Here is a 16725-nt window from a genome sequence, read left to right as displayed (position 1 = left end):
GTTATCCGGCGAAAGCCGGGGTCCAGATCAAAGCGTGGAACTGGACCCCGGCCTTCGCCGGGGAACAGACCATAGTGCCGGTTACGCCGCCTGCGCCGCGTCTTCGCTGGCCGGCAGGCGGATGAGGTAATCGAAGGCCGACAAGGCCGCCGTCGATCCTGCGCCCATCGCGATCACGATCTGCTTGTAGGGCACGGTCGTGCAGTCGCCCGCGGCGAAGATGCCGGGCTGGCTGGTTTCGCCACGCGCGTCGATCTCGATCTCGCCGCGCGGCGACAAAGCGATCGCGTCCTTCAGCCATTCGGTGTTGGGGACCAGGCCGATCTGGACGAAAATGCCTTCCAGTTCGACATCATGTTCCGTGCCATGGTTGCGGTCCTTGTAGGACAGGCCCGTCACCCGTTCGCCATTGCCGTCCACCTTGGTGGTCAGCGCCGATGTGATGATCTTCACGTTCGGCAGGCTGGCCAGTTTCCGCTGCAACACCGCGTCGGCGCGCAGCTGGCTGTCATATTCGACCAGCGTCACATGCGCGACGATACCGGCCAGATCGATGGCCGCCTCGACGCCGCTATTGCCTCCGCCGATCACCGCCACGCGCTTGCCCTTGAACAGCGGACCGTCGCAATGGGGGCAATAGGCGACGCCCTTGTTGCGATACTCCTCTTCGCCCGGCACGCCCATCTGCCGCCAGCGGGCGCCGGTGGACAGGATGAGGGTACGGCCTTTCAGCGACGCGCCATTTTCCAGCACGACCTCATGATAGCCGCCCTCGATCTTGCTCGGGATCAGCTTCGCCGCCTTTTGCAGGTTCATGATCTCGACGTCATAATCTTTGACGTGCGCTTCCAGCGCGGACGCGAGCTTGGGCCCTTCGGTGCGCGATACCGAGATGAAATTCTCGATATCCATCGTGTCGAGCACCTGACCGCCGAAGCGTTCGGCCGCGACACCGGTGCGGATGCCCTTGCGTGCCGCATAGATGGCCGATGCCGCGCCGGCAGGGCCGCCGCCGATCACCAGCACTTCGAACGGATCCTGCGTCCTGATCTTCTCGGCGGCCTTGGCTTCCGCGCCGCTGTCGATCTTGGCGACGATCTGCTCCAGCTCCATGCGGCCCTGCCCGAAGGGTTCGCCGTTCAGGAAGATGGTCGGTACCGCCATCACCTTGCGCGCGTCGACTTCCTCCTTGAACAGCCCACCGTCGATGGCGACATGGCTGATCCGGGGATTGAGGACGCTCATCAGGTTGAGCGCCTGCACCACGTCCGGGCAGTTCTGGCACGATAGCGAGAAATAGGTTTCGAATGCGAAGTCGCCGTCCAGATCCTTGACCTGCTGGATCAGATCCTGCGCGGCCTTCGACGGATGACCGCCGACCTGGAGGAGCGCCAGCACCAGCGAGGTGAATTCATGCCCCATCGGCAGGCCTGCGAAGGTCACGCCGATATCGGTGCCCACGCGGCGGATCATGAAGCTGGGCTTGCGCTTGTCAGCGCCCGTCACGACCGACACCTTGTCCGACAGTTCGGCGATTTCGTTCAGCAGTTCGCCCATTTCGCGCGACTTCGCGCCATCATCCAGCGACGCCACCAGCTCGATGGGCTGCGTGATGTTCGCCATATAGGCCTTCAATTGACCCTTGAGATTTGCGTCCAACATCTTGTGCGTCTCCATGGATTAGAGCGTTTTCAAGGCAGGCGTAGTCGCCTGCTGGCTTGGAAAACGCGGCAAACTATAAACCTGGAGCAGCCGAGCCGATGCAACCGGCTTGGCTGCTCCAGTGCGCGCAACGATCCGCTCGCCGGACGGTGCGACCCGAAGGCCCGGCGTTTCGTTCGAAGATAGCGAGGAATTTCGATATAAAAACCCTGCCGGGCCAGGGAGTATTCTCAACCCGGTCCGGCAGGGGCCTTCACAGGTCTTTATTTAGATCTTGCCGACCAGGTCGAGCGACGGGGCCAGGGTGGCTTCGCCTTCTTCCCACTTGGCAGGGCAGACTTCGCCCGGATGGCTGGTCCAATACTGGAGCGCCTTCACCTTGCGGAGCAGTTCGGCCGCGTTGCGACCCACGCCCTCGGGGGTGATTTCAACGAGCTGGATCACGCCTTCGGGATCGAGCACGAAGGTGCCACGGTCGGCCAGGCCGACGCCTTCGCGCAGAACGTCGAACTGGTTGGCCAGTGCGTGGTTCTGGTCACCGACCATGAAATAGTTGATCTTGCCGATCGCCGGCGACGTGTCGTGCCAGGCCTTGTGGCTGAAATGCGTGTCGGTCGACACCGAATAGACTTCCACGCCCAGGCCCTGCAGGGTGGGGTAGATGTCGGCCAGGTCTTCCAGCTCGGTCGGGCACACGAAGGTGAAGTCGGCCGGGTAGAAGAAGAAGACGGCCCACTTGCCCTTCACGTCTGCGTCGGTGATGTCGACGAACTTGCCTTCCTTATAGGCGGTGGCCGAGAAGGGCTTCAGGGGGGTGTTGATGAGAGCCATGGGCTTCCTTTTCCTGATGAAGAATATTGCGTTTGCGAACACCCATGTAGGGACGCAGGCGATTCGGGGGAAATTGCTTTTCTCGGATGTGCTAAGTGAGAAAAGCGATCAGAGCCGGCCTCACTGATCGACCGTTTCGCCTTAAATCTGCAATAATTTGCCCATGGCATCTTCCACCATGGCCTGCGCCTCTTCGGGGGAGAAGGTGGAGCGATCGAGGCAAAGCTCCAGCCACAGCCCGTCCACCAGCGCGCTCAGACTGATTGCGGCGATCCGGGTCTGTGACGCGGACAGGGCAGGGGCGGCGGCCTGCAACAGCGCTTCCAGCTGCGCGCGGGTGCCGCCATAGACGTCGGCATGGACGGCGGCGATCGCCGGGTCGGACTTCACCAGGCTCCAGAAGGCGATCCAGGTGGCGAGCAGGTCCGGGTCCAGGATCGGTTCGCGGAAATTGGCCTGAAGGCAGGCGCGCAGCCGGTCGTGCGGATCGTCACCCGCTGCCTCGATCGCGGCGTCCAGCGCGGCGGACACGCGGGTTCCCACATCGGCATAGGTGGCCAGGATCAGCGCATCGACGCCTTCGAAATAATGAGTCAGCAGGCCTGACGACACACCTGCCCGCGCGCAGATGGCGCGCACGGATGTGCCGCCGACGCCCTTTTCGGCAAGGCAGCGGGCCGTCGCCTCGATCAGCGCCTGCCGCCGCACGTCGGCCGCTTCGCGCACGAAACGCGCTCTGGGCTTGGCCCCTTCGACGCGGGCTCCGCCTGCGCGCTCTCCAAATCTGTCGGTCATTGTCATTCCCCCACTTGCGTCTTTGCGCGCGGACGCGGCGGCTGGCAAGAGATCCTCCTATGTCCCGGGGATCATATCGGGACGTCTGGTGGTTGTGATCGAAAGATGAAGGAGACTGACGGATGATGCGCGCCCTTTCCCCGCTTTTGCTGCTGCCCGTGCTGCTGGCCGGTTGCGCCAAGAGCGCCGACAATGAAGCGGTGGCCAACAACGCCGCCAATGTCGCGTCGGTGGAGACGTTCGACGAGAGCGACGCGGCCCCGATCGATAATCAGACCAACGCCCAGAGCGCCGACGCGCGTCTGCCGACCGACGACTGGGTCGGCAAATGGACCGGGCCAGAAGGATTGTTCCTGGACATCCAGCCGTCGCCCGACGGAAAGCCCGGCCATTATGCGCTGACCAACAAGGATAATCTGGACCGGCAGGGCGATTATGCGGGCATCGCCGAAGGCACGACGATCCGCTTCGTGCGCGATGGCAAGGATCTGGCGATCCGGCCGGGCAATGGCGACGAGACGGGATTCAAATATCTGGCCGGCAAGAATGACTGCCTGATCGTGGTGAAAGGGCAGGAGGGCTATTGTCGGTAAAAAGTGCAAGCTTTTAATTGGCAGATGTCGCGATGGTCTCTTGTGTCGAGGCGTGATGGGCAGCCGTCATTTCATCGGTTTCCGTCAGATCAATCACATGGACTGTGAGGTTGCCTATCCTCTGCCTAATGCGTGAGCCGGCTGCGAAACCCAATTTGCCCCGGATGGTGAAACGATCGATCCGGTAAATGCCCGGATGGTTGGAGCCGAGATCAAGAGGAACATATCGCCGCTGACCCACTTGCCGGAGTATGCTACGTGACCATTGGCCCAAGCCGGATGTACGCAGCACTTCCGCGCCTGTGGTCCGCCCATCGGGTCGGATCCAATATCCGACGTCGGCAAAATGAATGCCGTAGTCGAGTGATGAACCGGTCCCGATACGCAGAAAGCCCATATTCATATCGTCAACCGGAGGGGCAAAGAGCAGTTTGGGCGAAGCTGTCGCGGACCGTTGCAATCGTGCCGCCAGAGCATCCACGGCGCCATCGTCGCCGTGGCGGATGGCAATGCGGGCACGCAATATATCCCGCATATCCAACATGGCTTTATTATCGTCACCGGCCAATCGGACGGCTTCGTCAGCCATCTGCGCCGCCTCGCGGTCATGTCTGGAAAGCTGAGCCAGCCATGCCCGCCGAAACGCCGCACCCGCTGCCAATCGTCTATTGCCGCTTTGGGCCGCCTTCTGCTGGGCCTTCTGGTACAAGGCGGCGGCAGACACCGTCATGCCCAGGCCCACCATGGAGTCGGCGAATGTCAGTTCCTGTACCAGTGTTGCCTCATGCGTTTCGCCCAAATGTTCTCGCAGCACCGACACATTGTTGCGCGATGAGGATAGCCAAAGTTCATTGTCGCCGAAATGTTCGGCAACCGTAGCGAGCGTGGCGTAAAGGCTGGATACCGGGCCGGGCATGTCTGCTGCATGGTTACGATTGCGTCGAATGGAATTACGCAATGTGCGTTGGGCATCACCGTAGCGACCATCGGCAAATGCCTCGACCGAAGCATCAAGCGAAGCCTCGACATCCTGAGCAGGCGGGCAGCTTCGTGCAAGGCACGCCGCCAATTCCTGCTCTGCGCGATGGCCGATAACCACGATATCGTTTGGCGCTTTGCCATGAGGCGTAGCGGCCTGTCCCAGAATTAGCAGCCATAATCCCAACATGCAGAAAAATGGACTAAACCTGCGTCTTGTTGTCAACCTTCAAAATCAAGCCTCAACCCGAACGGAATATCTATTCGTCGTGGAGCGGATGGAGGTACATCCATCACCCGCCCAACCCCTCAAGCGCCGAAAAGCGCTGCGACCAGAGTGCACCGTGGATGGCCATCCACTGGATCACGGGGCCAAGTCCCTTCACTCGCGCGGCATACCAGGTTTCGCGGCCGGCGCGGCGCGCGGTCACGAGGCCGGCACGTTTGAGCTTGGCAAGGTGGCGGGACACCATCGGCTGCGATACGCCCGACACCTGGGTCAGCGCCTGAACATTCTGCTCGCCCTCCCGCACGAGCGTCTCCAGCAGGGCACGGCGGGTGCCGTCCGACAGCGCCTTGAACAGGGCATCGGTGGCGGCGTCGCGATCGGCGTTTCGTGATTCATATGTCATCGTTAATTCATAATCATATGGTTATGAATATGTCCAGTTTTACGCGACGACTCGCCTATTTTCGGCGTTAACCAAAAAAAGTCAGGCGGGCGGCGGCGGAGAGTCTTTTACGCAACACCGCCTCATGTAGAGTCTGCGTCGAGTCGCACGACTCAATATCTTGTGGGTGCCTGCTTCGTTCTCATGGTTGTTAACTATTTTCTGAAGCCCGGCGCCTAAGCCGCTGATCTTGACGGCGGACTCCCGAGGACTCAGTGCTGGGCCTCAAGACGATATGGGGGCCAAGACTATGGGTGTAATGGAGCGCGTCGCAGCGCCGCGGCGGAAGAAGGCGGTTGCGTCCGTAGAGGTCGAAGCCGACCGCCTGCTGCGTGGCGATTGCATCTCGGAAATGGCCAAGCTGCCCGACAATTGCATCGACATGATCTTTGCCGATCCGCCCTATAATCTCCAGCTGGGCGGCGACCTGTTCCGGCCCGAAGGCGGCCGGGTCGACGCAGTCGACAATGACTGGGACAAGTTCGACACGCTGGGCAGCTACGACCGCTTCACCAAGGCCTGGCTGCGCGAGGCGCGCCGTATCCTGAAACCCAATGGCTCCATGTGGGTGATCGGCAGCTATCACAATATCTTCCGCGTCGGCACCGCGCTCCAGGACGAAGGCTTCTGGATCCTGAACGACATCATCTGGCGCAAATCCAACCCCATGCCCAATTTCAAGGGCACGCGCTTCACCAATGCGCATGAGACGCTGATCTGGGCGAGCCAGGGTGAAGACGCCAAATATACGTTCAATTACAAGGCGATGAAGACACTCAATGACGAGTTGCAGATGCGCTCCGACTGGGTATTGCCGATTTGCGGCGGGCAGGAGCGCTTGAAGCGCAACGGGACGAAGGCGCATCCGACGCAAAAGCCCGAAGCGCTGCTCTATCGCGTGATGCTGGCCACCACCAAGCCGGGCGACGTGGTGCTCGATCCCTTCTTCGGCACCGGCACCACCGGCGCGGTCGCCAAGCGTCTGGGCCGCAAATGGATCGGCATCGAACGCGAACCCGATTATATCGAAGTCGCGCTGGAACGCATTGAAGCCGCGCTGCCGCTGGACGAAAGCGCGCTCACCATCATGCAGACCGCGCGCCAGCAGCCCAAGGTCGCGTTCGGCACACTGGTCGAGACGGGCTATCTGAACCCCGGCACGGTCCTGATGGACGCCAAGCGCCGCTGGCAGGCGGAGGTTCGCGCGGACGGATCGCTCAGCGTCGGTACCGACAGCGGCTCGATCCACAAGATGGGCGCCACGTTGCAGGGCGCGCCCAGTTGCAACGGCTGGACCTTCTGGCATGTCGAGGTGGACGGCAAGCTGGCCGCGATCGACACGCTGCGCCAGACCTATTTGCTGGCGAACGAGCCTTGATCTTAAACACCGTTCGCCCTGAGTAGTCCCTGAGCTTGTCGAAGGGGCATATCGAAGGGTAGGGCGATGCTTCGATATGGGGCTTCGACGTCGCTCAGCCCCTACTCAGCACGAACGGGGTCTTGTCATGTCCGCCTTGTTGCCCATCATCCCCTCTGACGCACGCCTGTACCTCAAGCCCATATGGTTCGTGCCGACCCCCATCGGCCAGCCCGATGGCAGCACGGCGCGGATGGGCAATGGGCTGATCTGGTTCCAGGGCTATGAACTGAGCGCCTTCGATGGCGCGCGGCGGATCGCGCGGACAACGGTGCCGGTGGCGGAATTTGAGGCGACCGTCGCCACGCTGCCCGAACCGCTGGCGCAGCGGGCGCAGCAACTGGCGACGAATATCTCGGCGCAGCGCGCGCCCTTGGTGCTGGGCGATCGCACGATCCGCTTCGACGCGCCGCAGGTGATGGCGATCCTGAACGTCACGCCCGACAGCTTCTCCGACGGCGGCAAGCATGTGGGCGATCCGCAGGCGGCGGCCGATGTCGGCTTTGCTATGGCGGCGGCCGGCGCGGCGCTGATCGACGTGGGCGGGGAATCGACCCGGCCCAAGGCGGCGAAGGTGTGGGAAGGCGACGAGATCGCCCGCATCGCCCCGGTGATCGAGCGGCTGGCGGCGGCCGGCGTCTCGGTGTCGGTCGACACGCGCAAGGCCGCGGTGATGGAGGCAGCACTGGCCGCCGGCGCAAGGATCATCAACGATGTCAGTGCTTTGGCGCACGACCCGCGCAGCCTGGAGGTGGTGGCGAAGGCTGGGTGCCCGGTCATCCTGATGCACGCCCCGTCCGCGGGTGACGATCCGCATGAGAATGGGGCGGGCTATGGCGATGTGGTCGCCGATGTGTTCGACCATCTGGAGGCGCGGATCGCGGCTTGCGAGGCCGCCGGTATCGCGCGGGCCAACATCATGGTCGATCCGGGTCTGGGTTTCGGCAAGAGCCTGGCGGACAATCTGGCGCTGGTGAACGGGCTGGCGACTTTTCAGGCGTTGGGCGTGCCGTTGCTGTTCGCGGGCAGCCGCAAGCGATTGATCGGCGCGCTGTCGAACGAGGCGCCCGCAGCGGATCGGCTGGGCGGATCGGTCGCGCTCGCCTTCCGCGCGGCGCAGCTCGGGGCGCAGATGGTGCGCGTGCATGACGTGAAGGAAAGCGTGCAGGCGCTGCACCTGTGGCGCGGTCTAGCCGATGCGGGCCTGAGCGCGGTTTGAGGATTGGCTGATTTCGAGCAGAAGCGGACATAATAGCCCCTCCCTTTCAAGGGAGGGGTTGGGGTGGGTGCGAGCGAAGCGAGCTTCCAATCTATCGAGGTAAAGCGCCGCTAAAGCGACGCTCCCCACCCCAACCCCTCCCCTGAAGGGGAGGGGCTTATGTCTCATTTCCACCCAAAGCTGTCCTACGCCGGCCCGGACTGCTATAGTCCGTCTCGCTCTATCGCCGCACCTCGTCCACGTAACAAAATGTCCAACTCTTGTTACGATATGTCGAAATCAGTGGGAAATGTGGGAAGTTAAGCGGCGCATTTCCTATTTCGGCCGTCGCTGATCAGCCCAGCGACAATCCATAGAAGCGGCTATCCACCGCCATCCGGGGAAATTGAGCCGGCAGGTTTTCCGCCGCCACCAAGCCAAAACCATTTTTCTCGTAAAATCGGTGCGCCGCCAGGAAGCGGTCGGTCGTGCCCAGCCATAGCTGACGGACGCTCCGGTCCCGCGCGTCCGCCTTCAGCCGGTCGAGCAAAGCCTGTGCCACCCCGACGGTCCGCCCGCGATGGCTGGCGGCGACGAACATCTTGCGCAGCGCCGCTTGACCCGATCCGATATCCTTGAGCGCGATCGTGCCGACCAGCGCGCCATTGTCCTGCGCGACCCAGAAGTCGCCGGTGCCGTTCTGATAGAAAGCCGGAATGTTGCTCAGGTCCGGCTGATCCTGCGCGGTGATGGCGATGCCATATTCGTCGCGCTGGATCGTCAGGATCAGGTCCAGCACCCCCGGCTGGTCGGCGGGGGTGAAGCGGCGGATCGTCAGGGTCAGTTGGCGGGCTTCTTCGCGGCCGGTGCGGCGGCATTGGCGGCGGGCGCCGATGCCGCCGCTTCAGCCTTGGGCGCGAAGGCGCGCAGGCTGGCCAGCGCCTGTTCGGCAATGCCCTGATATTGCTCGCTCAGCATTTCGGGATAGACGAAAGTGGCGGTCACGATCGACCCGTCGGCCTGCTTGAGCAGGCGCAGCGCCACATTATTGCCTTCGCCATCATTGGCGGTGCCGCGATATTCATTCTCGCCGATGAAATCGCCATCGACCCCTTCGGCGCCGCTGCTGACCGCTTCGACGATCTGCTGGAGCGTCTGGTCATTGTCATTCTTCTGCCAGAAGACGCGAACGTCCGCGCCGGCACCCGGATCCTGATAGACAGCGCCGTCCGCGTTGCTGGCGTCCTTGTCGATGGTCCAGCCTTCGGGGAAGGTCACCGAAAAGCCGCGCGTCTGGTTCACATAATTGCGGTTCTCGACCTCGTCCGCCTGCGCATTGGCGATCGCATTGGCAGCGGCGGCATTGGCGGCGTTGGCCAGTTCCTCCTGGCTCGGCATGTCGGCGACCTTTTCGGTCCGGCCGCAACCGGCGAGCAGCACGAGGGGGATCAGGGCGGCGAGGGCTGGATTTTTCATGGGCCGATCCAAAGCATAGCCGCGCGGATAATTCAACGCCGCAAGCAGGCCGGCGGCGTCGATCCGTTATCTCCATCCGTTCAGGCTGCCCGTTCAGGCTGCACTATCGATGCCCAGTTCCGCCAGCTTGCGATAGAGGGTGGAGCGACCGATGCCCAGCCGCCGGGCGACCTCCGTCATGCGGCCGCGATAATGGCCGATGGCCAGCCGAATGACGTCGGCCTCTATCTCCGCCAGCTGGCGGACATGGCCGTCCCCTTCGAACAGGGTGATGCCCGCGCCGTCGCGATGCGGCTGACCGGCGGCGCGCGGGCGCATCGGCACTATGCTGGCGCTGCCGGCCTGGATATGGGCGGCGATCTGCGGGAAATCCTGCGGCGTCAGCGCGTCGCCCTCGCACAATACGGCGGCGCGGAAGAGGGCGTTCTGCAACTGGCGGACATTGCCCGGCCAGCCATGCTGCATCAACAGCGCCAGCGCATCGTCAGTGACGCCCAGGCCGCGCAACCCCGGCTGAGTGGCGATGCGGGCGAGCAGATGGCGCGAGAGAGCCGGGATGTCGCCCATCCGCTCGCGCAGGGGCGGGACGGTCAACTGGACGACATTGAGGCGATAATAGAGATCTTCGCGGAAACGGCCGGCCTCGACCTCTTCGATCAGCCGCTTGTTGGTCGCGGCGATGACGCGGACGTCGACATGGGACGGGCGGCGGGCGCCGATCGGCTGGACTTCGCCATCCTGCAACACGCGCAGCAGCTTGACCTGCGCGTCCAGCGGCATTTCGCTGACTTCGTCCAGAAAGATGGTGCCCATGTCCGCGCTGGCGAACCGGCCGACATGGCGGTCGAACGCGCCGGTAAAGGCGCCGCGCTCATGGCCGAACAGTTCCGATTCGACCAGGTTCGCGGGAATGGCGCCGCAATTGACCGTGACCATCGCCTGTTTGTGGCGGGGCGAAGCGGCGTGAATGGCGCGGGCGATCACATCCTTGCCGACGCCGCTTTCGCCCTCGATCAGTACGGGCACGCGAGCGCGCGCCGCCTTGGCCGCGATGGCGAGCGCCGCGCGAAATTGCGGGGCAGAACCGACCACATCCTCGAAGGAAAGGGGAGCGGTGATCTTTTCGGTCAGCGGCCGCAATTCGCCTGCCGCCGCACCCTCGGCCAGCGTCGCGTTCAAGGCGGCGAGCAGCCGTTCGGGCGCGATCGGCTTGGACAGATAATCGGTCGCGCCCGCGCGCATCGCCTCCACGGCGACGGCGACGCTGTTATGCGCGGTCAGGATCAGGATGGGCAATGCCGGGCGGCGGGCGCGAATCTCGCGGATCAGGCCGGACGGTTCATAGTCCGGGCTCCACTGGTCCAGGATGATCGCATCCAGCTGCATCCCGTCCTGCGTGCCCAGCGTGGCGATGGCGGTTTCGCCGTCCGCGGCAAAGATGGTGCGCCATCCTGCGCGCGCGCCCAGCGCCGAAACCAGCCGCCGTTGGGCCGGTTCGTCGTCGATCAGCATCAGCATCGGTACGCCGTCGCGCGTCATCAAACCCCTCATGTGCAAAGCTGGGCACGATGGTAAGCACAGGGAGTAAAAGCGGACTTAACCGCGTGGAATTTTCTTGGGGCTGCCGGGTTGAGGCCATGGCCCCCAGACGATAAGAGATGGGCACAATCATCGCGACAAGGGGACAGGATATGGCGTCGGAAGGCAATATGAAGGCCGCGAACCAGACTTATGGCAGCTTCATCGGTTTCGTGAAGTGGGGCACGATCGCCTCCGTCGCTCTTGCTGCGCTGGTCGTCCTGCTGATCGCCAGCTGATCCCCATAGCATTTCCTGGCCGGACGGAGGGGGCATGAACGGCGCCAGCCTGTTGCCCCTGTTCCTGTTGGCCGTTGCGGGCGGTTTCATCGCCGCCCGGCCGGATGCCGATCCGGATCGCCCGCTCTGGCGCGGCGGGATCGGCGCATTGCCGGCGATCATGCTGGTCGGCGCCGTGATCGCTGCGGCCGAAGCCGGCAGCGCGAGCGCCCGCTATCTTGCCCTGTTCGCCGTCCTCATCGCCAGCGTGGCCGCCGTGCTGCTGGTCGGCGTGCCTGAGCGGCGCTGGCCGCCAATCGCGCCTGCAGAGGATGACGCTGGCGAGGATGACGCATGAGCGCCGCCTTCGACCCGTCGTGGCTGGGCGCGCGCATCGACGGGGTCGATCCTTCGCCGCTGGTGGCGGGCATGTGGCTCGTCGCCGCCGCGCTGCTGCTTTGCGGATTGTGGCTGCGGGCGCATCGCGTCGGCAACCGGCTTGCGCTGGCGGGCGGCATGCTGGCGGTGGGCGCCGCGCTGTATAGCCATGATGTCGTCAACCTGCCCGAAATCGCCAGCGCTCTGGCGATCGGCGGGAGCATCGGCCTGACGCTCGCACGGCGGTGCGCGGCGCATCGGCTGCCCTGGCTGGTGGTGGTGGCCTATGGCCTGCTGGGGTTGGCGGGGGTGGCGACTAGTGTGGCCCTGTTCCTCAATCCCTTCGCCTTCGCGCTGGTGGATGGGCAGGGCCATGTCACGCCCGCCCATGGCGCGCTGTTGCTGGCTGGCGTTGCGATCGGCGGGCTGGTGGCGCTTGGCGCGCTGCTGATGCTGGTCCGGCGGACTCAGTCTGGCCTGGCGCTGGTCGGCAGCGGCGCGGGCTGGGCGGCGGCGGCGCTGGGGCTGGCGATGGGTAACAGCGCGCTGCTATTGGTCGGCGGGATGGCGGGCGCGGCCGGGCTGCGTCTGGGGTGGCGCGCGCGGGCCTTGGGACGGGTTGCGTAAAGAGCCTTGCCCAGCGGGGCGTGCTTCCCCTAACGCTTGGCTCTCTGATCCCTTTCCTGCGCAGCGGAGACACGCATTGCACACACTCGGCCTGATCGGCGGCCTCAGCTGGACCTCCACCGCCCGCTATTATGCGATCATCAATCAGGCGGTGCACCGTGCGCTGGGCGGCCAGCATAGCGCGCCGCTACTGATCGACAGCCTGGACTTCGCGTCCGTCGCAGGATGCCAGAGCGAGGCGGACTGGGACGCCGCCGCCGCCAAGCTGATCGCGTCGGCCCGCCGGCTGGAGCAAGCGGGCGCGGAAAGCCTGCTCATTTGCGCCAATTCCATGCACCGCGTCTATGAGAAGGTGCAGGCGGAGGTCGGCATTCCCATCATCCATATCGCCGAAGTGGTGGGGGACCGGATGCAGGCCGACGGCGTGGAAAAGGCCGCGCTGATCGGCACGCGCAACGTGATGACCGAGAAATTCTACCGCCAGCGGCTCGTCGCGCATGGCGTGTCGCTGCTGCCGGCCGACATGGAGCTGGCCGAACGGATCGACAAGATCGTCTATGACGAACTGACGGTGGGCAAGGTCAGCAAGGAATCCGAACGCTATATGAAGTCGGAACTGACCGACATCGCGAAGGAAGATGTGCAGGCGGTGGTGCTGGCCTGCACCGAATTGGAGCTGATCGTGGACGTGAAGGCGAATGTCCTGCCGATCTACGACTGCACCGGCATCCACGCCAAGGCGGGGGTGGAGTTTATATTGGGTTGAATCAGCCGAAAAAGATCCGTTCGTCCTGAGTAGCCATTGAGCTTGTCGAAATGGCGTATCGAAGGATGCAGCGCGGCAATTAATGCTTCGATACGGGGCTTCGACAGGCTCAGCCCCTACTCAGCACGAACGGAATCGGTTTCTGGTATTTCACCCCCCCGGTTCGTTGATCGCGATATCCATGTCGGCGAGCGCCAGGCGTAGCAGTTCGGCCATGGTCGCGCGCGCGGCGGCGGTGTCGCGGGCGGCGATGGCCTGAAACACGGCGCGATGGTCGGGCAGGGGGTCGCGCGGCATCAGCTTCTTGCGATGTTTGAACGTGGTGGTCCAGCTCACCGCCGCCCCGACCGAGCTGGCCAGCGCCTCCAGCGCATCATTATGGGTGGCGGCCAGGACCGCGTGATGAAAGCGCTGGTCGGCGGCGCGGCCGTCGGGCGTGGACAGGCCAAAGCGCCCCATTTCCGCCAGCGCCGCTTCCATCGTCGCCAGTTGCTCGTCGGTGCGGCGGCGCGCGGCAAATTCGGCCGCCGCCGGCTCGATCACGCCGCGCAGTTCGAACAGGTCGCGGATGAAACCGGCATCCGGCTCGCCTGCGAACATCCATGCCAGCATTTCGGGGTCCAGCACATTCCAGCGGCTGCGCGGCAGGACGCGGGTACCGGCCTTGGGGCGGCTTTCCAGCATCCCCTTGGCGATCAGGATGCGCACCGCTTCGCGATAGGCGGTGCGGGACACGCCCAGGCGTTCCGACGCTTCGATCTCGCCCTCGAACAATTCGCCGGGGCGGTGCCGGCCGGTCAGGATGGCGGTGCCCAGGTCGCGGGCGATCGTCTGATGAATGCGCAGCACGCTTTCCTCCGATCCGATCTTGCGCCCGCTACCCAAATGCCCGCTCCTATGCTTTAGTCCTCGAACGCTGCCGTAGGGCAATGCCGTCCGCAAAGGAAGGCATCCGCCACCAGTCGCAGCGGCGCGGTATCGGCGTCGATCGCCGTGTCCGCCACCAGCCCGACGAAACGCCGGTACATGGTCGGATATTCCTCGTCCGGCGCCTTCATCTGCACTTCGCCGTCCAGACGCAGGGTGTTGCCGCCTTCGGACAGGAGCAGGCTGCCCTTGTCGGTGTCGACCGCGATATCCCATGTCTGCGGGCCGGTCTGGCGCCAGTCGAACACGGTGTCGATCGCTGCGCCCGACGCCGTCGCCATGGCCAGCGTCGCGCCGATCGGCGCCTGCTTGTTCGACGGGACTTCGAGCGAAGCCGACAGGACGGTGATCGGCTCACCGACGATTTCGGTCAGGATCGAGAGGGCATTGATACCCGGATCGAACACGCCAAAGCCGCCCGCTTCCCAGATCCAGGGCTGGCCCGGATGCCAGTGACGGACATCCTCGCGCCACTGGATGTCGATCCGCTCGACCTTGCGCTCCGCGATCCACGCCTTGGCCTGTGCCACGGCGGCGGCATAGCGGCTGTGCCAGCTGGCATAGAGCGTGACGCCTTGGCGCTTGGCCAGCGCCGTCAATGCCTCCACTTCGGACACGGTCGCGCCCGGCGGCTTTTCCAGAAACACATGCTTGCCCGCCAGCAACGCCTGCCGGGCCGCATGATAGCGGACCTGCGGCGGCTGGCACAGGATGACGGCATCGAGGTCGGGTTCGCCCGCCAGCATCGCGCCGAGGTCGGGGTAATTATTCACCCCTTCCCCCTGCGCGTTGCGGCTGGCGACGGCGACCAGCTCGATGCCGTCGATCTTTTCGATAGCGGGCAGGTGCTGATCGCGCGCGATCTTGCCGAGCCCTACCAGACCTGCCCGGATGGTCATGCGGCCACTTCCAGCTTGCCTTCGTTACGGCGCGTCAGACCCCAGGGGTTGGCGGCCTGCAACGCGGGCGGCAACAGCGCATCGGCCAGATCCTGATAGCAGACGGGACGCAGGAAGCGCATCATCGCCAGCGTGCCGACCGAGGTCGAACGGCCGTCCGACGTCGACGGGAAGGGTCCGCCATGCACCATGGCATGGGTCACTTCGACGCCGGTGGGCCAGCCATTGGCGAGGACGCGGCCGACTTTGCGCGACAGGGTGGGCAGCAGCTTGGCGGCGTCGTCCGCATCGCTGGCTTCCATCTGCAGCGTTGCGGTCAGCTGGCCTTCCAGATCTGCGATGGTGGCGATCACGTCTTCGATCGTGGCGCACTTCACCAGGATCGAGGATGCGCCGAACACTTCATGCGCCAGCGCCGGGTTGGCGCGGAACTGGTCGGACGCAGTGGAGAAGAAGGCGGACTGGCCGCGATTGGCGCCTTCCGCTTCCGTGCCGCGCGCGACGGTGGTGACGCCATCTGCGCTTGCCAGTGCCTCGACGCCCTTTTCATAGGCGGCGTGGATGCCCGGCGTCAGCATGACCTGTGCCGCATTGGCCGACAGGGCATTGGCGGCCGAAGCAACGAACGTGTCGAGATCCCGGCTGTCGAGCGCGATCACCATGCCGGGGTTGGTGCAGAACTGGCCGGCGAACAGCGACATGGAGCCGACGAACGCAGTGCCCAATGCTTCGGCGCGTGCGGCGAGCGCGCCGGGCAGCAGGACGACCGGGTTGATCGACGACATTTCCGAATAGACCGGGATCGGCTCGGCGCGCTTGGCGGCGATCTGCATCAGCGCAATGCCGCCACCGCGCGATCCGGTGAAGCCCACGGCCTTGATACGGGCGTCGGCGACCAGCGCGCCGCCCAGTTCATTGGTGGTGCCGGGCAGGTAGGAGAAGACACCCTCGGGCAGGCCGCAGGCCGCGACCGCCGCGATGATCGCGCGGGCGACCAGTTCGCCGGTGCCGGGGTGCGCGGGATGGCCCTTCACCACGACCGGGCAACCGGCGGCGAAGGCGGATGCCGTGTCGCCGCCTGCGACGGAGAAGGCGAGCGGGAAGTTGGATGCGCCGAACACGGCGACCGGGCCGAGCGCCTGATTGACGCGACGCAGGTCGCTGCGGGGCAGGGGCGCGCGTTCCGGCAGCGCCTTGTCGATCGTGGCGTCCAGCCAGTCGCCCTGACGGACATAGGAGGCGAACAGGCGCAACTGGCCGACGGTACGGCCACGCTCGCCCTCAAGCCGGCCACGAGGCAGGCCGGATTCGCTCATCGCGGTGGTGATGAGCAGGTCGCCGATGGCGACGATCTGGTCGGCGACGCTTTCCAGGAAGGTCGCGCGCGCATCGGGCGTCAGGGTGGAGAAGGTTTCGAATGCCGCGTCGGCCAGCGCAGTCGCGTCAGCGACGTCGGCGGTCGATGCGTTGGAAAAGGCGACGTCGCCCTTCGCGCCGGTCGACGGGTCGATGGCATAGAAAGGCTCGCCGCCGTTGCGCTCGCTCGCGCCGATAAGGATGGCTCCGTTGAACATGATGTTCTCCTGAATGAAGGATGGAATAGCTGGTCGATCGTGCAGCCGGGATCTGGCCCGTTTGCGGCACATATCATGCTGAAATGACAGGGAAGGGGGCGGCCTTCAGATGGAGAGCCGCCCCACTTCTTTCAAGA

18 protein-coding genes are annotated in these 16725 nt (G+C 64.5%); 7 read left to right on the top strand and 11 right to left on the bottom strand.

Features of this window, described 5'->3' with window-relative positions:
- Positions 1-81 precede the first annotated feature (81 nt).
- The 3 genes from ahpF to betI form a co-directional block, all read right to left on the bottom strand.
- Positions 82-1662, bottom strand: coding sequence for an alkyl hydroperoxide reductase subunit F (gene ahpF, locus F4U95_RS11560; RefSeq protein WP_150425777.1), 1581 nt, complete (start codon positions 1660-1662; stop codon positions 82-84).
- A 267-nt stretch (positions 1663-1929) separates the two neighbouring features.
- Positions 1930-2493 (bottom strand): alkyl hydroperoxide reductase subunit C, encoded by a 564-nt coding sequence (gene ahpC, locus F4U95_RS11555; protein ID WP_150425776.1) that lies wholly within the window; start codon positions 2491-2493, stop codon positions 1930-1932.
- Positions 2494-2634: 141 nt separating this feature from the next.
- Positions 2635-3288, bottom strand: coding sequence for a transcriptional regulator BetI (gene betI, locus F4U95_RS11550; RefSeq protein ID WP_120250707.1), 654 nt, complete (start codon positions 3286-3288; stop codon positions 2635-2637).
- Between the two features lie 122 nt (positions 3289-3410).
- Here betI and F4U95_RS11545 point away from each other — a divergent pair, with 122 nt between their 5' ends.
- Entirely contained in the window at positions 3411-3881 is a 471-nt protein-coding gene (locus tag F4U95_RS11545; RefSeq protein ID WP_150425775.1) for a hypothetical protein, read from the top strand.
- Positions 3882-3894: 13 nt separating this feature from the next.
- Here the strand turns inward: F4U95_RS11545 and F4U95_RS11540 are convergent, their stop codons facing one another.
- Together F4U95_RS11540 and F4U95_RS11535 are read right to left on the bottom strand one after the other, a co-directional pair.
- Complete coding sequence (locus F4U95_RS11540; RefSeq protein ID WP_150443125.1) at positions 3895-5049, bottom strand: hypothetical protein; 1155 nt, start codon at positions 5047-5049, stop codon at positions 3895-3897.
- A 103-nt stretch (positions 5050-5152) separates the two neighbouring features.
- Positions 5153-5491: an ArsR/SmtB family transcription factor gene (locus F4U95_RS11535; RefSeq protein WP_150425773.1), complete on the bottom strand. Its 339-nt coding sequence runs from the start codon at positions 5489-5491 to the stop codon at positions 5153-5155.
- A gap of 289 nt (positions 5492-5780) precedes the next feature.
- On the opposite strand from F4U95_RS11535, the gene F4U95_RS11530 reads away from it, so the two are divergent.
- Entirely contained in the window at positions 5781-6908 is a 1128-nt protein-coding gene (locus F4U95_RS11530) for a site-specific DNA-methyltransferase (protein ID WP_150425772.1), read from the top strand.
- A gap of 127 nt (positions 6909-7035) precedes the next feature.
- Positions 7036-8166 carry a dihydropteroate synthase gene (gene folP / locus F4U95_RS11525; protein WP_150425771.1) on the top strand — a complete coding sequence of 377 codons (1131 nt, stop codon included), beginning with the start codon at positions 7036-7038 and terminating at the stop codon, positions 8164-8166.
- A gap of 334 nt (positions 8167-8500) precedes the next feature.
- Here folP and F4U95_RS11520 read toward each other — a convergent pair whose 3' ends face one another.
- The 3 genes from F4U95_RS11520 to F4U95_RS11510 form a co-directional block, all read right to left on the bottom strand.
- On the bottom strand, positions 8501-8944 hold the full coding sequence (locus F4U95_RS11520) for a GNAT family N-acetyltransferase (protein ID WP_246171571.1): 444 nt from the start codon (positions 8942-8944) through the stop codon (positions 8501-8503).
- 41 nt (positions 8945-8985) lie between these two features.
- Entirely contained in the window at positions 8986-9621 is a 636-nt protein-coding gene (locus F4U95_RS11515) for a hypothetical protein (RefSeq protein ID WP_150425769.1), read from the bottom strand.
- Between the two features lie 93 nt (positions 9622-9714).
- Entirely contained in the window at positions 9715-11160 is a 1446-nt protein-coding gene (locus F4U95_RS11510; RefSeq protein ID WP_120250702.1) for a sigma-54-dependent transcriptional regulator, read from the bottom strand.
- Positions 11161-11279: 119 nt separating this feature from the next.
- On the opposite strand from F4U95_RS11510, the gene F4U95_RS11505 reads away from it, so the two are divergent.
- The 4 genes from F4U95_RS11505 (at position 11280) to F4U95_RS11490 (ending at position 13188) form a co-directional block, all read left to right on the top strand.
- Positions 11280-11438, top strand: a complete 159-nt coding sequence (locus tag F4U95_RS11505) for an aa3-type cytochrome c oxidase subunit IV (protein WP_120250701.1) — start codon at positions 11280-11282, stop codon at positions 11436-11438.
- Positions 11439-11472: 34 nt separating this feature from the next.
- The gene (locus F4U95_RS11500; protein ID WP_150425768.1) at positions 11473-11775 is read left to right on the top strand and encodes a hypothetical protein; all 303 of its coding nucleotides are present in this window, start codon (positions 11473-11475) and stop codon (positions 11773-11775) included.
- Complete coding sequence (locus F4U95_RS11495) at positions 11772-12422, top strand: NAD(P)(+) transhydrogenase (Re/Si-specific) subunit beta (protein WP_150425767.1); 651 nt, start codon at positions 11772-11774, stop codon at positions 12420-12422. Before F4U95_RS11500 ends, F4U95_RS11495 begins: the two co-directional genes overlap by 4 nt.
- Positions 12423-12498: 76 nt before the next feature.
- On the top strand, positions 12499-13188 hold the full coding sequence (locus F4U95_RS11490; RefSeq protein WP_150425766.1) for an aspartate/glutamate racemase family protein: 690 nt from the start codon (positions 12499-12501) through the stop codon (positions 13186-13188).
- A gap of 150 nt (positions 13189-13338) precedes the next feature.
- Here the strand turns inward: F4U95_RS11490 and F4U95_RS11485 are convergent, their stop codons facing one another.
- From F4U95_RS11485 to F4U95_RS11475, 3 genes are read right to left on the bottom strand one after another with little or no spacing between them, the layout of a single operon-like run.
- The gene (locus F4U95_RS11485; protein WP_120250697.1) at positions 13339-14073 is read right to left on the bottom strand and encodes a FadR/GntR family transcriptional regulator; all 735 of its coding nucleotides are present in this window, start codon (positions 14071-14073) and stop codon (positions 13339-13341) included.
- Positions 14074-14090: 17 nt separating this feature from the next.
- The gene (locus F4U95_RS11480) at positions 14091-15014 is read right to left on the bottom strand and encodes a Gfo/Idh/MocA family protein (RefSeq protein ID WP_150425765.1); all 924 of its coding nucleotides are present in this window, start codon (positions 15012-15014) and stop codon (positions 14091-14093) included.
- The gene (locus F4U95_RS11475; protein ID WP_150425764.1) at positions 15011-16588 is read right to left on the bottom strand and encodes an aldehyde dehydrogenase (NADP(+)); all 1578 of its coding nucleotides are present in this window, start codon (positions 16586-16588) and stop codon (positions 15011-15013) included. The genes F4U95_RS11480 and F4U95_RS11475 overlap by 4 nt, the downstream gene beginning before the upstream one ends.
- Positions 16589-16725 lie beyond the last annotated feature (137 nt).

It is taken from the genome of Sphingobium limneticum (assembly GCF_008710165.1).
Classification (GTDB): domain Bacteria; phylum Pseudomonadota; class Alphaproteobacteria; order Sphingomonadales; family Sphingomonadaceae; genus Sphingobium; species Sphingobium limneticum.
The sequence above is the reverse complement of the archived record's forward strand: the minus strand, read 5'-3'. Positions and strand labels throughout refer to the sequence as shown.

Excerpts from the sequence above, each read along its gene's own strand:
- F4U95_RS11505 (WP_120250701.1), top strand. The coding sequence starts at position 11,280 with ATGGGCACAATCATCGCGACAAGGGGACAGGATATGGCGTCGGAAGGC.
- F4U95_RS11510 (WP_120250702.1), bottom strand. The coding sequence starts at position 11,160 with ATGACGCGCGACGGCGTACCGATGCTGATGCTGATCGACGACGAACCG.
- F4U95_RS11540 (WP_150443125.1), bottom strand. The coding sequence starts at position 5,049 with ATGTTGGGATTATGGCTGCTAATTCTGGGACAGGCCGCTACGCCTCAT.
- F4U95_RS11480 (WP_150425765.1), bottom strand. The coding sequence starts at position 15,014 with ATGACCATCCGGGCAGGTCTGGTAGGGCTCGGCAAGATCGCGCGCGAT.
- F4U95_RS11500 (WP_150425768.1), top strand. The coding sequence starts at position 11,473 with ATGAACGGCGCCAGCCTGTTGCCCCTGTTCCTGTTGGCCGTTGCGGGC.
- ahpC (WP_150425776.1), bottom strand. The coding sequence starts at position 2,493 with ATGGCTCTCATCAACACCCCCCTGAAGCCCTTCTCGGCCACCGCCTAT.
- F4U95_RS11535 (WP_150425773.1), bottom strand. The coding sequence starts at position 5,491 with ATGACATATGAATCACGAAACGCCGATCGCGACGCCGCCACCGATGCC.
- folP (WP_150425771.1), top strand. The coding sequence starts at position 7,036 with ATGTCCGCCTTGTTGCCCATCATCCCCTCTGACGCACGCCTGTACCTC.
- F4U95_RS11515 (WP_150425769.1), bottom strand. The coding sequence starts at position 9,621 with ATGAAAAATCCAGCCCTCGCCGCCCTGATCCCCCTCGTGCTGCTCGCC.
- F4U95_RS11530 (WP_150425772.1), top strand. The coding sequence starts at position 5,781 with ATGGGTGTAATGGAGCGCGTCGCAGCGCCGCGGCGGAAGAAGGCGGTT.
- ahpF (WP_150425777.1), bottom strand. The coding sequence starts at position 1,662 with ATGTTGGACGCAAATCTCAAGGGTCAATTGAAGGCCTATATGGCGAAC.
- F4U95_RS11495 (WP_150425767.1), top strand. The coding sequence starts at position 11,772 with ATGAGCGCCGCCTTCGACCCGTCGTGGCTGGGCGCGCGCATCGACGGG.
- betI (WP_120250707.1), bottom strand. The coding sequence starts at position 3,288 with ATGACCGACAGATTTGGAGAGCGCGCAGGCGGAGCCCGCGTCGAAGGG.
- F4U95_RS11545 (WP_150425775.1), top strand. The coding sequence starts at position 3,411 with ATGATGCGCGCCCTTTCCCCGCTTTTGCTGCTGCCCGTGCTGCTGGCC.
- F4U95_RS11475 (WP_150425764.1), bottom strand. The coding sequence starts at position 16,588 with ATGTTCAACGGAGCCATCCTTATCGGCGCGAGCGAGCGCAACGGCGGC.